15 protein-coding genes are annotated in these 13,139 nt (G+C 63.0%); 5 read left to right on the forward strand and 10 right to left on the reverse strand.

From position 1 onward, the window contains the following. Positions 1-23: 23 nt before the first annotated feature. Both dnaJ and dnaK read right to left on the reverse strand, forming a co-directional pair. Positions 24-1,175 (reverse strand): molecular chaperone DnaJ, encoded by a 1,152-nt coding sequence (gene dnaJ, locus ACP15K_RS14910; protein WP_193143080.1) that lies wholly within the window; start codon positions 1,173-1,175, stop codon positions 24-26. Between the two features lie 74 nt (positions 1,176-1,249). After that, positions 1,250-3,166: a molecular chaperone DnaK gene (gene dnaK, locus ACP15K_RS14915; protein ID WP_193143081.1), complete on the reverse strand. Its 1,917-nt coding sequence runs from the start codon at positions 3,164-3,166 to the stop codon at positions 1,250-1,252. Between the two features lie 214 nt (positions 3,167-3,380). On the opposite strand from dnaK, the gene ACP15K_RS14920 reads away from it, so the two are divergent. From ACP15K_RS14920 to galU, 4 genes are all read left to right on the forward strand, one after another. Then, positions 3,381-3,983: an alpha-ketoglutarate-dependent dioxygenase AlkB gene (locus ACP15K_RS14920; RefSeq protein WP_193143082.1), complete on the forward strand. Its 603-nt coding sequence runs from the start codon at positions 3,381-3,383 to the stop codon at positions 3,981-3,983. Positions 3,984-4,084: 101 nt separating this feature from the next. Next, positions 4,085-4,882: a 3'(2'),5'-bisphosphate nucleotidase CysQ gene (gene cysQ, locus ACP15K_RS14925; RefSeq protein ID WP_193143083.1), complete on the forward strand. Its 798-nt coding sequence runs from the start codon at positions 4,085-4,087 to the stop codon at positions 4,880-4,882. Positions 4,883-4,888: 6 nt separating this feature from the next. Further along, positions 4,889-5,683, forward strand: coding sequence for a 3-deoxy-manno-octulosonate cytidylyltransferase (locus tag ACP15K_RS14930; RefSeq protein ID WP_193143084.1), 795 nt, complete (start codon positions 4,889-4,891; stop codon positions 5,681-5,683). A gap of 203 nt (positions 5,684-5,886) precedes the next feature. Further along, complete coding sequence (gene galU / locus ACP15K_RS14935) at positions 5,887-6,780, forward strand: UTP--glucose-1-phosphate uridylyltransferase GalU (protein WP_193143085.1); 894 nt, start codon at positions 5,887-5,889, stop codon at positions 6,778-6,780. 78 nt (positions 6,781-6,858) lie between these two features. On the opposite strand, the gene ACP15K_RS14940 is transcribed toward galU, so the two are convergent. The 8 genes from ACP15K_RS14940 to ACP15K_RS14975 all read right to left on the reverse strand — a co-directional run bounded on the left by ACP15K_RS14940 (position 6,859) and on the right by ACP15K_RS14975 (position 12,741). After that, on the reverse strand, positions 6,859-7,323 hold the full coding sequence (locus tag ACP15K_RS14940) for a PTS sugar transporter subunit IIA (RefSeq protein WP_193143086.1): 465 nt from the start codon (positions 7,321-7,323) through the stop codon (positions 6,859-6,861). Between the two features lie 41 nt (positions 7,324-7,364). Next, a complete protein-coding gene (hpf, locus tag ACP15K_RS14945) occupies positions 7,365-7,943 on the reverse strand; it encodes a ribosome hibernation-promoting factor, HPF/YfiA family (protein ID WP_193143087.1) in 579 nt (192 codons plus the stop codon). Between the two features lie 236 nt (positions 7,944-8,179). After that, positions 8,180-8,902, reverse strand: a complete 723-nt coding sequence (gene lptB / locus ACP15K_RS14950; protein ID WP_193143218.1) for an LPS export ABC transporter ATP-binding protein — start codon at positions 8,900-8,902, stop codon at positions 8,180-8,182. 56 nt (positions 8,903-8,958) lie between these two features. Next, positions 8,959-9,471 carry an LptA/OstA family protein gene (locus ACP15K_RS14955; protein WP_193143088.1) on the reverse strand — a complete coding sequence of 171 codons (513 nt, stop codon included), beginning with the start codon at positions 9,469-9,471 and terminating at the stop codon, positions 8,959-8,961. A 21-nt stretch (positions 9,472-9,492) separates the two neighbouring features. Continuing rightward, entirely contained in the window at positions 9,493-10,095 is a 603-nt protein-coding gene (gene lptC, locus ACP15K_RS14960; RefSeq protein ID WP_193143089.1) for an LPS export ABC transporter periplasmic protein LptC, read from the reverse strand. Positions 10,096-10,098: 3 nt separating this feature from the next. After that, complete coding sequence (locus ACP15K_RS14965; protein ID WP_193143090.1) at positions 10,099-11,070, reverse strand: KpsF/GutQ family sugar-phosphate isomerase; 972 nt, start codon at positions 11,068-11,070, stop codon at positions 10,099-10,101. Continuing rightward, positions 11,067-11,681 carry a ribonuclease D gene (locus tag ACP15K_RS14970; RefSeq protein ID WP_193143091.1) on the reverse strand — a complete coding sequence of 205 codons (615 nt, stop codon included), beginning with the start codon at positions 11,679-11,681 and terminating at the stop codon, positions 11,067-11,069. Before ACP15K_RS14970 ends, ACP15K_RS14965 begins: the two co-directional genes overlap by 4 nt. A 148-nt stretch (positions 11,682-11,829) precedes the next feature. After that, positions 11,830-12,741 carry a pirin family protein gene (locus ACP15K_RS14975; protein ID WP_193143092.1) on the reverse strand — a complete coding sequence of 304 codons (912 nt, stop codon included), beginning with the start codon at positions 12,739-12,741 and terminating at the stop codon, positions 11,830-11,832. Positions 12,742-13,009: 268 nt separating this feature from the next. Between ACP15K_RS14975 and ACP15K_RS14980 the strand changes: the two genes are divergently transcribed. After that, entirely contained in the window at positions 13,010-13,126 is a 117-nt protein-coding gene (locus ACP15K_RS14980; protein WP_319022497.1) for a hypothetical protein, read from the forward strand. Positions 13,127-13,139 lie beyond the last annotated feature (13 nt).

The raw sequence follows: 13,139 nt of genomic DNA on the forward strand, positions 1-13,139 counted from the left end.
TGGATAAAGTTTGTCTTAACGGGTCAGCTTTTCATGCTGTCCCAGAAGCCCTTGACCTTGCCGAAGAAACTGTCGGCCTCGGGATGGTTGTCGGCAGACAGCCCTTCGAATTCCTTCAGCAGCGCTTTCTGCTTTGAGGTCAGGTTGACCGGGGTTTCGATGGCCATCTCGATGAACATGTCGCCCTGTCCACCGCCACGCAACGCGGGCATGCCTTTGCTGCGCAGACGCATCTGCCGGCCCGACTGGCTGCCGGCGGGCACTTTCACCCGGCTGCGGCCGCCGTCGATGGTGGGCACTTCGACATCGCCGCCCAGGGCCGCGGTCGTCATCGGCACCGGCACGCGGCAATACAGGTTCACGCCGTCGCGCTGGAACAGGTTGTGCTCGGCCACCTCGATGAAGATGTACAAGTCACCCGTGGGCCCGCCGCGCATTCCGGCCTCGCCCTCGCCGGCAAGGCGAATGCGGGTGCCGGTTTCGACGCCGGCAGGAATGTTCACCGAAAGCGCACGTTCCTTCTCGGTCCGGCCTTGTCCGTGGCAGGTCGCGCAGGGGTTCTTGATGATCTGGCCAAGCCCGGAACAGGTCGGGCAGGTGCGTTCAACGGTGAAGAACCCTTGTTGCGCCCGCACCTTGCCCATGCCCGAGCAGGTCGGACAGGTCACCGGCTCGGCACCGCCCTCGGCCCCGGTGCCGCTGCACGATCCGCAGGTCACGGCGGTGGGGACGGTGATGGTCTTTTGCAGGCCGCGATAAGCGTCCTCCAGCGAGATCCGCAGGTTATAGCGCAGGTCTGCCCCGCGCGCGGCACGCTGGCGTCCGCCGCCACGTCCGCCGCCGCCCATGAAATCGCCGAACAGATCGTCGAACACGTCCGAAAAGGCCGAGGCGAAATCGCCCTGCCCGCCGGGATGCCCGCCACGCGGACCGCCGCCGCCCATGCCGCCCTCGAAGGCTGCATGGCCAAACCGGTCATAGGCCGCCTTTTTCTCGGCGTCCTTCAGAACCTCGTAAGCCTCGGCGGCTTCCTTGAACTTGCCCTCGGCATTCGGGTCGCCGGTATTCCGGTCGGGGTGAAATTCCTTGGCCTTCTTGCGATAGGCCTTCTTGATTTCGTCCGCCGATGCGCCGCGCGCGACCCCGAGAACGTCGTAGTAGTCGCGTTTTGCCATATGCGCAGTCCTCTTTCACAACACAGGACCGGCCCCACCCGAAAGGCAGGACCGGTCCAGGTGTCACATGGCGCTTAACCGCGCTTGTTGTTGTCCAGATCCTCGAAGTCGGCGTCGACGATATCGTCGTCCACGCCCGAGGGTTCGTCGGCCCCTTCCGGAGCCGCTTCGCCGGACTGTTCCTGCTGCGCCTTGTAGATCGCTTCGCCCAGCTTCATCGAGGCTTCGGTCACGTTCTGGATGCCCGAACGGATCTTGCCCGCGTCTTCGGTTTCCAGGGCTTCCTCAAGCGCGCCAATGGCCAGTTCGATCGCCTCGACCGTGGTCGGATCGACCTTGTCGGTATGCTCTTCCAGCGACTTCTTGGTCGAGTGGATGAGGCTTTCGGCCTGGTTCTTGGCCTCGACCACGTCCTTGCGCTCTTTGTCGGCCTCGGCATTGGCCTCGGCGTCGCGGACCATCTGGTCGATCTCGTCGTCGGACAGACCGCCGGACGCCTGGATCGTGATGTTCTGCTCCTTGCCGGTGCCCTTGTCCTTGGCGCTGACCGCAACGATGCCGTCGGCGTTGATGTCGAAGGTCACTTCGATCTGGGGCAGACCACGCGGTGCCGGCGGGATGTCTTCCAGGTTGAACTGGGCCAGCATCTTGTTGTCGGCCGCCATTTCACGCTCGCCCTGGAACACGCGGATGGTCACCGCGTTCTGGTTGTCCTCGGCGGTCGAGAAGACCTGCGACTTCTTCGTCGGGATCGTGGTGTTGCGGTCGATCAGGCGGGTGAAGACACCGCCCAGGGTTTCGATGCCCAGCGACAGCGGGGTCACGTCCAGCAGAACCACGTCCTTGACGTCGCCCTGCAGAACACCGGCCTGAATGGCGGCACCCATGGCGACAACCTCATCGGGGTTCACACCCTTGTGCGGCTCCTTGCCGAAGAACTTGGTCACTTCTTCCATGACCTTCGGCATCCGGGTCATGCCGCCGACCAGAACCACCTCGTCGATGTCCGAGGTCGACAGACCGGCGTCTTTCAGCGCGGCCTGGCACGGCTTCATCGAGGCCTTGATCAGATCGCCGACAAGGCTTTCCAGCTTGGCGCGGGTCAGCTTCATCACCATGTGCAGCGGCTGGCCGCCGTTCGGGTCCATCGAGATGAACGGCTGGTTGATCTCGGTCTGGCTGGAGGACGACAGTTCGATCTTGGCTTTCTCGGCAGCTTCCTTCAGACGCTGCAGGGCCATCTTGTCCTTGGTCAGATCGACGCCGTTTTCCTTTTTGAACTGATCGGCAAGATAGTTCACGATCCGCATGTCGAAGTCTTCACCGCCCAGGAACGTATCCCCGTTGGTGGATTTCACTTCGAACAACCCGTCGTCGATTTCCAGGATGGTCACGTCGAAAGTACCGCCGCCAAGGTCATAGACCGCGATGGTTTTGGCTTCTTTCTTGTCCAGACCATAGGCCAGGGCCGCGGCGGTCGGTTCGTTGATGATCCGCAGCACTTCCAGACCGGCGATCTTGCCGGCATCCTTGGTGGCCTGACGCTGGGCGTCGTTGAAATAGGCCGGGACGGTGATGACCGCCTGGGTCACTTCCTCGCCCAGATAGCTTTCGGCGGTCTCTTTCATCTTCTGCAGGATGAAGGCCGAGATCTGGCTGGGGGAATATTTCTCGCCACGGGCTTCGACCCATGCGTCGCCGTTGCCACCGTTGATCACGGTGAATGGCAGGTTCTTCATGTCTTTCTTCAGGTTCTCGTCGTCGAACCGGCGCCCGATCATACGCTTCACACCGAAGATGGTGTTGTCGGGGTTGGTGACGGCCTGGCGCTTGGCCGGCTGGCCAGCAAGACGTTCATTTTCGGTGAATGCAACGATAGACGGGGTGGTGCGGGCACCTTCGGCGTTTTCAATAACGCGGGCTTGCGACCCATCCATGATAGCGACGCAAGAGTTGGTGGTCCCGAGGTCGATACCGATCACTTTGGCCATGTGTATGTACCTTCTTACTTTGGCGATGTTTGGGGACGGCCCGAGACGTGGCGCCTGTCCCCGATCCCTAACATGATGCCGGGATATCCCGGCTGACTGGGCAGTATATAGGTGGCGAGTCTTTGGGCTGCAAGCGACCCATGGCGCAGGAAAACCCGTGAATGCGGGGAAATTTGCGGCCAAACTGCAGGGAAATGGCGCGGAGGGGACTAAAATGCCCGAACTGGATCTGAACGGGGTGCGCCTGTTGCCCGGCCATCTGGACCCCAAGGCACAAGCAGACCTTGTTGCAGAGGTGCGCAGGGTCTGTGCCGCCGCCCCCTTGATGCGGCACATGACGCCGCGTGGCCAGCCGCTGTCGGTGCGGATGACCGCGGCAGGAAAATTCGGCTGGATCAGTGACCGGCAGGGCTATCGCTATGCCGCGCGGCATCCCGGCGGCACCGACTGGCCGCCGATCCCCGACGTGCTGCTGCAGGTGTGGTCCGATCTGCTGCCCAAGGCCCGCGCGCCTGAAAGCTGTCTTGTGAATTTCTACGGCGAGGGCGCGCGCATGGGCCTGCATCAGGATCGTGACGAGGCCGATCTGACCCAGCCGGTGCTGTCGATCTCGCTGGGCGACGACGGGCTGTTCCGGGTGGGCGGGACCACGCGCGGCGGCAGGACGCGTTCGGTCTGGATGAAATCGGGCGACGTTGCGATCCTGCAGGGGGCAGGGCGGCTGGCCTATCACGGCGTCGACCGCATCCGCTTCGGCAGTTCTCCGCTGTTGGCGCAGGGGGGTCGGCTCAACCTGACCTTGCGCGTTGTGACCTGAGCCGCGATGCTGCGCCGAATGCGCCCAAACCCGCAGTCCGCGCTTGTCGTTGGCGCAAACGCGGGGAAAAAGGGGCCAGTAGACAGCGTGGAGTGGTACTCATGGATTTTGGTAAACTGGAAACGGAAATGCGCCGCCTGGCCCTGGAAGCCGGCGATGTGATCATGGAGATCTATGGGCGCGAGGATTTCGACGTGAAGGCGAAATCCGACGACAGTCCGGTGACCGAAGCCGACGAGGCCGCCGATGCGCTGATCTCGGCCGGGTTGCGGGCCGCTTTCCCCGATGTGCTGCTGGTGACCGAGGAACAGGCCGCCTCGCACACCGAATCCGCGTCCAGCTTCCTGATCGTCGATCCGCTGGATGGCACCAAGGAATTCGTCAAGCGTCGCGGCGATTTCACCGTGAACATCGCCTACGTGGAAAATGGTGTGCCGATCCGGGGCGTGGTCTATGCGCCGGCCAAGGATCGCCTGTTCTACACCGATGCCAGCGGCAAGACAGTCGAGGAAACCGCGCCTTTCGCCAAGGACACCAAGGGCGCGGTGACCGAGGTGTCGGTCAAGACCCCGGACAATGCCGCGCTGCTGGTTGTGGCGTCGAAAAGCCACCGCGATCAGGCCACCGACGACTATATCGCCAAGTACAACGTGGCCGACATGAAAAGCGCGGGCTCGTCGTTGAAGCTGTGCCTTGTGGCCACCGGCGAGGCGGACATCTATCCGCGCCTGGGCCGCACGATGGAATGGGACACCGCCGCCGGGCAGGCGGTGTTGATGGGCGCGGGCGGCAAGATGATCCGTTTCGATAACCATGCCCCGTTCACCTATGGTAAACCGGGGTATGAGAATCCATTCTTCATCGCCCATGCGCCGGGTGTCGAGTTGAAGGAAGCCTGATCGCCCATGTCCGTCGTCATCGTCATTCCGGCCCGCTATGCGTCGACCCGTTATCCCGGCAAACCGCTTGTCCTGCTGCGCGGGCCTGACGGCAGCGCCAAAAGCCTGATCCAAAGATCGTGGGAAGCCGCCTCGGCAGTATCGGGCATCGACCGTGTGGTGGTTGCCACCGATGACGACCGCATTCGCGCCGCGGCGGAGGCCTTTGGCGCCGAGGTGGTGATGACCGCCGAAAGCTGCGCCAATGGCACCGAACGCTGCGCCGATGCGCTGGAGCGGATGGGCGGCGGGGCCGAGATCGTGGTCAACCTGCAAGGCGATGCGCCGCTGACGCCTGCCTGGTTCGTCGAGGATCTGGTCGCGGGCCTTCAGGCCGCACCCGATTTCAAGGTGGCGACGCCGGTGCTGCGCTGTGACGGCGCGGCCCTGTCGGGGTTTCTGGCCGATCGCCGGGCCGGGCGGGTCGGCGGCACCACGGCGGTCTTCGACCGCACCCACCGGGCGCTGTATTTCTCGAAGGAAGTCATTCCCTACACCTCGGCCGACTATGCCGATGCGGCACCGACCCCGGTGTTTCACCACGTGGGCTGCTACGCCTATCGCCCCGATGCCCTGACCGCCTATGGCCAGATGCCCGAAGGGCGGCTTGAGGCGCTGGAGGGGCTGGAGCAGTTGCGTTTTATCGAAAACGGCTGGCCGGTGCTGTGTGTCGAGGTCGAAGGCCGGGGCCGCGCCTTTTGGGAGTTAAACAACCCAGAGGATGTTCCGCGGATCGAATCCATGCTTAAATTGATTGGATAGCGTCGGGTCTTGTCCGTCCTGTGGGTGCCGGCCGGAAAAGGGCGTCGCGTTGACGCGGAGTTTCAATTTGGTCGTGCAGCCGCAGAAAGTTGTCATAAAAGCAAAGTAGTCCCTTGCCGGGTCGGGAGTGCCGAACTTGCAACGGGGCGGGCCGCAGGTCATCATTTGCAAGCGGTCGTGAAAGTAGAGGAATGGGTATAGCTATGACGCGTAAGGTCACCAAAGCCGTGTTTCCGGTGGCCGGAATGGGAACAAGGTTCCTGCCGGCAACGAAATCGATCCCCAAGGAAATCATGACTCTGGTGGACCAGCCGTTGATCCAGTACGCGATCGACGAGGCACGCGCCGCGGGCATCACCGACTTCATCTTCGTGACCTCACGCGGGAAATCCGCGCTTGAGGACTATTTCGACGGCGCCCCACTGCTGGAGCAGACCTTGAAGGAAAAGGGCAAGACCAAGCTGCTGAAGGCGCTGCACAAGACTGACATGCCATCCGGTGCGATCTCTTACGTGCGCCAGCGCGAGGCGTTGGGGCTGGGCCACGCGGTCTGGTGTGCCCGCCGCCTGATCGGGGACGAGCCCTTTGCCGTGCTGCTGCCCGACGATGTGATCGACAGTGAAACCCCCTGCCTGAAGCAGATGGTCGATGCCTATGAGAACACCGGCGGTTGCATGGTCGCGGCCATGGAAGTGCCGCACGAGAAGATTTCGTCCTACGGGGTGCTGGACGTGGCCGACGACAAGGACGCAACCGTGTCGGTGAAAGGCATGGTCGAAAAGCCCAAGGCCGAGAACGCGCCGTCGAACCTGGCGGTCATCGGCCGATACATCCTGTCGCCGGCGGTTCTGGACAGCCTGAACGAGATGAAGACGGGCGCCGGGGGCGAGATCCAGCTGACCGATGCCATCGCGGCACAGATCAACACCGCCGAAGGCGTGCACGGCCACCGGTTCAACGGTCAGCGATTCGACTGCGGTTCGAAAGCGGGCTTCCTGCAGGCAACGGTCGCCTTCGGTCTGGCCCGGGAAGAGCTGGGCGATGAATTCCGTGCCTTCCTGCACGAATACCTCGCCATCCGCAGCGCCGCCGAATAACACCGCTGCATCGCCGAACATGAAAAAACCGCCGTGGGATCCGCGGCGGTTTTCCTGTGTCAGGGCTGTGCTTGCGCGTCAGGCGGCCTTGGATTCCTCGGCGCCCGCCAGAATCGTGTAAAGGATCGACGGGTCGTCGTTGGCACGCAGCTGCGCCTGGATCTTGGGATTGCGCAGCGCCCGCGACACGACGGCCAGCGCCTTGAGGTGCTGAACGCCGCTGTTTTCCGGTGCGAACAACGCAAAGACCAGATCCACCGGCTGATGATCGACCGAATCGAACGGCAAGGGGCGTTCCAGCTTCATGAAGACGCCGACAACCTTGTCCAGACCGTCCATGCGGGCATGGGGAAGGGCGATGCCACCCCCCACGCCGGTCGGGCCGATGCTTTCCCTGTCCAGCAGGGCATCGACCGCATCATCCGGGCACAACCCATAAACGGACGCCGAAAGATCACTGAGATCGCGAAGGAGTTTCTTCTTGCTGGACATGCCAGCAACCACCTTCACGGCCTCGGGGTTCAGTAGGGATCCTAGAGTCATGCCTTGGGCTTGTCCTTCCCGCTGCTGGGCGGTCTCTGGTGTCACGCGGGGGCGGTGCTGGGCTCGATCCAGCCGATATTGCCGTCCTCGCGACGGTACACGACGTTTACACCATCCGTACCTTCATTGCGGAACACCAGCACCGGCGCCTCGGCCAGTTCCATCTGCATCACCGCTTCGCCCACCGAGATCGACGGGATGCGGGTTTGCATCTCGGCGATGATGACCGGGGTCAGCGAGTCGGGCTCCGAGTCTTCGGGGCTGTCATCCGCCGCGATCACATAGGACGAACCGCCGATTACATCAACCGGTTGTTGACGATCCTTGTGGTGGTCTTTCAGGCGGCGCTTGTAACGGCGCAACTGCTTTTCCATCTTCTCGCCGCAGGAATCGAACGCGGGGTAGATGTCGAAGGCGTGGGCCTTCGCCTGTACCGTCAGCCCGGTCGACAGGTGAATGGTCGCTTCACATTGAAACTCCTGAGCGTTCTTGGAGAAGACGATCACCGCATCGGTCGGACGTTCGGCATACTTTTCCAGAAGGCCCGACATTTCGGTCTTCACATAGGTTTGCAGCGCATCGCCAATGTCGATTTGTTTCCCGGTGATCTGATAACGCATGTTACCTCCAGTGCGTTGCGGCATCCCGGTTCCCGGTGCAACAGGGCTATCGCCCGGCTGGTTAAGGAACTGTGAATGCCAGTGTCAAAACTGACTGCGACCCGGTTAGGGGACCCGACAACTTTGGTCGGATCCAAGGCGCGAGGCAAGCAAGATGAAGCATATCGGACCTGTGGCGGTACGACTTTGCCCCAAGTCAAACTTTGCTCGAAAACCCTTCTCTTGCGGGCCAAAACTCAATCAATGCGGAATCCTTCTCCCAGATAGACCCGGCGGACATTTTCGTTCTGAACCACGTCTTCGGTCGATCCGCTCATCAGAACCTTGCCGTCATGAAGTATATAGGCACGGTCGACGATTTCCAAAGTCTCGCGGACATTGTGATCGGTGATCAGCACGCCGATTCCGCGGGTTTTCAGTTGTGAAACCAGCGCCCGGATGTCGCCCACGGCGATGGGATCGACCCCGGCAAAGGGTTCGTCCATCAGCACGTACCGGGGATCGGCGGCCAGGCAGCGCGCGATCTCGACGCGCCGGCGTTCGCCCCCCGACAGGGACAGGGCGCGGGACCGGCGCAGGTGCTCGATAGAGAATTCCGACAGAAGCTCTTCCAGCCGCTCGCGCCGCGTGGTGCGGTCGGGCGTGGCAATCTCGAGAATCGACAGGATGTTGTCTTCCACGTTCAGCCCGCGAAAGATGCTGACCTCCTGCGGCAGGTACCCGATTCCCATGCGGGCGCGGCGATACATCGGCAGCAGCGTCACGTCCTGGCCGTCCAGGATGACCTGCCCGCCTTCGGGCGTCACCAGCCCGGCGATGGAGTAGAAACAGGTGGTCTTGCCCGAGCCGTTCGGCCCCAGAAGGGCCACGACCTCGCCGCGCTTCAGATCCAGCGAAACATCGCGGATCACCGGCCGCTTGCGATAGCTTTTGCGCAGGCCGACCACATGCAGACCCATGCCGCCGTCGGTCACTTCCAGCTGCGGGTCGGGCGTTCGCGCCAAACGGGGCGCGATCACGGCTGTTCGTCCTGGGGCTGCAGGATTGTGCGCACCCGCCCCGCGACCTGCCCGATGCCGGTTTCCAGATCGACCACCAGCCGTTCTCCGGCGACGGTGTTGGCGCCCTGGGTCAGCAGCACATTGCCGGTCATCACGACCTCGTTGGACAGGGGGGTATAGATCGCCTCGTCGCCCTCGGCGGCTTCTTCGGGGGTCACAAGCAGCACGTCGTCGCGCGCGGTGATGGTCTTGATGTCGCTGCCCAGAGAGCCGTCTTCCAGCACCACGTATTCCACCAGAACCCATTGCGCCGACAGCCGCATGTCGCCCTGCACCGCCACCACGTTGCCGGTGAACAGCGCGGTGCCGGCGTCGCGGGTCAGATCAAGCTGATCCGAAGTGACCTCGACCGGCGCATCGGGATCGGCATTGCGGAACCCGCCCGTGGCAACGCTGGTCTGTGCCGCAACGGGCTGCGCCAGGCACAAGGCGACCAGGCCCAGGATGATCCGAAAATGTCGTCGCATGGTCTACCCCCGCCGTTCCCCTCAGGGGATGTATACCAGTCGCACGCCACCCGTGAAGAGCATCCGCGTGCGCGTGTCGTCCTCGGGATCGGTAAACACTTCCATCTGGCCCGCGTCCAGTGTTCCCAGTGGCCCGTCGGCCGAGATCGGTGTGAGGGTCCGCATATAGGTCAGGTCCGAGCGCAGCTCCAGCGCATCGGTGCGGATGCGGTAACCGTCCGACGTCAGGATCAGCACGTCCTCGGTCAGGTGCGACACCATGTTGATGTCATCCATGACCCCTGTGCGCGAGGTGATCTCGTAGGTCTGTGCATCCTGTGTGAGCAATTCGGCAAACAGATCGGTGCCGTGGGTGACCCGTGGCAGATCCTCGTCGGGCAACAGCGCCTTGGCGGTGATCTTCACTTCGGCCCCGTCCTCGGTGACCGAGGCATGGATCGGGGCGCCCAGCCGTTGTTGCTCGGCCAGTTCCGACACGGAATCGTCGGCATAGCGCAGGGCTTCGCCCTCAGGTGGAGTGCGGGCCAGCAGGAACATGGTCGACATCAGGCCGATGGCCCCAAGGGGCAACAGGATCTTGCCCGCCACCACCAGCCGGGAATAGGTGTTCCCGTGCGGGCCCACGGGTCAGATGACCCCGGCGCGCAGACAGTCGTGAATGGTCAGAATGCCCACGGCCTGCGCCGATTGCCCGCCGTCCACGACGAAAAGACTGGTGATCTTGCGCTCTTCCATCATGTGCACCGCCTCTTCGGCCAATACCTGTGGCGGCACGGTCTTGGGGTTGGCGGTCATCACGGTTTCGGCGGTCTGGTCCAGCAGCCCGTCCATGTGGCGCCGAAGGTCGCCGTCGGTGATGACGCCCACAAGTGCGCCGCCTGCATCGGTCACGCCGACCACGCCAAAGCCCTTCTGGCTCATGGTGACCAGCGCTTCGGTCATCGGGGTCGTCGTGGCGACCAGCGGGATCTTCGCGCCGGTGTTCATCAGGTCGGCCACCTTGGAAAGCTGCGCCCCCAACTTGCCGCCGGGATGGAATTTGCGGAAATCCTGCGGCGAGAATTCGCGATGCTTCATCAGCGCCACGGCCAGCGCGTCTCCCAGAACCAGCGTCATGGTGGTCGACGACGTGGGCACAATGCCGGTGCCGCAGGCTTCGGGCGCTTGCGGCAGCACCAGCGCCACGTCGGACTGTCGCAACAGCGTGCTGTCGGGGCGGCTGGCGACGCCGATCAGCGGAATGCCGAAGCGGCGCGTGTGGGCGATCATGTCGGCCAGTTCCGGGGTTTCGCCCGAATTCGACAGCATCATCACCACATCGCCTTCGGCCAGCATGCCAAGGTCGCCATGGCTGGCCTCGGCCGGATGCACGAAATGCGCCGGCGTGCCGGTCGAGGCCAGCGTGGCCGCGATCTTGCGCGCGATATGGCCCGACTTGCCCATGCCCGAGACGATGACCCGGCCCGAGGCTTCCAGCAGCAGGGCAACGGCCGCCCCGAAACTGTCGTCCAGCGAAGCATCAAGCTGATGTAGGGCCGCGATCTCGGTCGCGATGACCTGATGGCCGGTGTCCAGAAAGGCTTGGGTGTCTTGGGTCATGCGTGCGCAAAAATATCCGTGTCGGGCCAGCCTTCCAGATCAAGCCGGGCCCGTGTGGGCAGGAAGTCGAAGCAGGCCTTTGCCAGCTTGGTGCGGTCTTCGCGCGCAAGCCGTTCGTCCAGCTTCTCGCGCAGGGCGTGCAGGTGCAACACGTCGGAGGCAGCATAGTCGAGCTGGGCGTCGGTCAGGGTCTTGGCCCCCCAGTCGCTGGTCTGCTGCTGCTTCGAGATATCGACACTGAGCAACTCGTTTACAAGGTTCCGCAGCCCGTGACGGTCGGTATAGGTGCGCACCAGCCGCGAGGCGATCTTGGTGCAATAGACCGGCGCCGCCAGTGCGCCAAAGGCGTGGTACATTGCGGCGATGTCGAACCGGCCGAAGTGGAACAGCTTCAGCACCGTCGGGTCGCGCAGCATCCGGGCGATGTTCGGCGCCTCGGTCTGGCCCTTGGCGATCTGCACCAGATGGGCATTGCCGTCGCCGCCCGACATCTGGATCACGCACAGCCGGTCGCGGTGCGGGTTCAGACCCATGGTTTCGCAGTCGATGGCCACCACGGGCCCAAGGTCCAGCCCATCGGGAAGGTCATTCTGGTAAAGGTGGTTTGCCACGGTCAGCCCTTTGTCGTTTTCCGGATCGGTAGTCCACCACGCCCGCCATGTCAAAACATTGGCGGAATTTCGGGCTTTTGGCGAAAAGGGTCCGGTCCGGGGCCGACAGGGATCGGCCCCGGTGCAAGGGGTACGGCGGTGGGCGCCCCTAATGCGCGGGCTTGATGAAGGTGCCGTTGCGCAGGTCACGCATGGCGGTCATCAGCTCCTCGCGGGTGTTCATCACGATGGGGCCGTGCCAGGCCACCGGCTCCTGAATCGGCGCGCCCGAGACCAGCAGGAAGCGCACGCCCTCGGGACCGGCCTGCACCGTGACCTCATCCCCGGTGCCAAAGCGGATCAGGGTGCGGTTGCCGGACAGGTCGCGGATGTTGACCTCTTCGCCGCCGACCTCTTTCTCCAGCAAAACGCCGCTGGGGGCCGAAGCATCGGCAAAGGCCGCCGATCCGTCGAACACATAGGCGAAGGCGCGGCGATAGGTGTCGACCTTGAAGGTTTTCTTCACCCCGGCGGGTACGAAGATGTCCAGGTACTGCGGATCGGCAGCGATGCCGTCCACCGGCCCGCGCTTGCCCCAGAATTCGCCGATGATGACCTTCACACGGGTGCCGTCATCGTCGATGATCTCAGGGATATCCGCGCCCTTCACATCCTGATAGCGCGGCGCGGTCATCTTCAGGCTGGAGGGCAGGTTGGCCCAAAGCTGGAAACCGTGCATCTGGCCTTGCGCGTTGCCCTTAGGCATCTCCTGATGCAGGATGCCCGACCCGGCGGTCATCCATTGCACATCGCCCGCGCCCAGCGTGCCGGTGTTGCCCAGGCTGTCGCCGTGGTCCACCGTGCCGTTCAGCACATAGGTGATGGTCTCGATGCCGCGATGCGGATGCCACGGAAAGCCCTTCAGGAAGTCCTCGGGGCGATCGTTGCGGAAGTCATCGAACAGAAGGAACGGATCCAACTCCTCGGGATCCTGAAATCCGAAAGCGCGATGCAGTTTGACGCCGGCCCCCTCAAGGGTGGGCACGGCCTTGCGTTGATTTGCGACAGGTCTGATGGACATGAGCCTATCTCCTTTCACTCAGGAAGATAGGGCGTGTGTTCGCTGCGCTCAATGGCACAGAGTGTGCTGGCGTGCGCGTGGTCTGTGCATTGGTGCTGGATGTTGGGCGTCGTCCGGGACCGATGCGGGTTTGGTTTTGCTGCCAAGGGACCTTGGAATTGTTCCGGAGGGCCACAACGCGCCAACCGTCGGTATCGTCAAATGGATTGCGACCGCTGTGCAGCTTTCAGCCTAAGCGCTGAAGAATCTCAACTTTATCTCCTGGAATGTGTTTGCCTTCATCGTCGGCATCATTCCGTGGTTTCTTGTCGGCGTCCCTTGGAAGGGCGTGCGATCATGGGTGTTCACGTTGGGGCGTCTATTGCGAACCTGGGCGGGTATCTGAGCGCTTGGCCACC

The organism is Fluviibacterium sp. S390 (genome assembly GCF_049800695.1).
Lineage (GTDB): Bacteria > Pseudomonadota > Alphaproteobacteria > Rhodobacterales > Rhodobacteraceae > Meridianimarinicoccus.

Bases quoted from the DNA above. Each gene is read 5' to 3' on its own strand.
- dnaJ (WP_193143080.1), bottom strand. From the start codon at position 1,175: ATGGCAAAACGCGACTACTACGACGTTCTCGGGGTCGCGCGCGGCGCA.
- dnaK (WP_193143081.1), bottom strand. From the start codon at position 3,166: ATGGCCAAAGTGATCGGTATCGACCTCGGGACCACCAACTCTTGCGTC.
- ACP15K_RS14920 (WP_193143082.1), top strand. From the start codon at position 3,381: ATGCCCGAACTGGATCTGAACGGGGTGCGCCTGTTGCCCGGCCATCTG.
- cysQ (WP_193143083.1), top strand. From the start codon at position 4,085: ATGGATTTTGGTAAACTGGAAACGGAAATGCGCCGCCTGGCCCTGGAA.
- ACP15K_RS14930 (WP_193143084.1), top strand. From the start codon at position 4,889: ATGTCCGTCGTCATCGTCATTCCGGCCCGCTATGCGTCGACCCGTTAT.
- galU (WP_193143085.1), top strand. From the start codon at position 5,887: ATGACGCGTAAGGTCACCAAAGCCGTGTTTCCGGTGGCCGGAATGGGA.
- ACP15K_RS14940 (WP_193143086.1), bottom strand. From the start codon at position 7,323: ATGACTCTAGGATCCCTACTGAACCCCGAGGCCGTGAAGGTGGTTGCT.
- hpf (WP_193143087.1), bottom strand. From the start codon at position 7,943: ATGCGTTATCAGATCACCGGGAAACAAATCGACATTGGCGATGCGCTG.
- lptB (WP_193143218.1), bottom strand. From the start codon at position 8,902: ATGGGTCTGCATGTGGTCGGCCTGCGCAAAAGCTATCGCAAGCGGCCG.
- ACP15K_RS14955 (WP_193143088.1), bottom strand. From the start codon at position 9,471: ATGCGACGACATTTTCGGATCATCCTGGGCCTGGTCGCCTTGTGCCTG.
- ACP15K_RS14965 (WP_193143090.1), bottom strand. From the start codon at position 11,070: ATGACCCAAGACACCCAAGCCTTTCTGGACACCGGCCATCAGGTCATC.
- ACP15K_RS14975 (WP_193143092.1), bottom strand. From the start codon at position 12,741: ATGTCCATCAGACCTGTCGCAAATCAACGCAAGGCCGTGCCCACCCTT.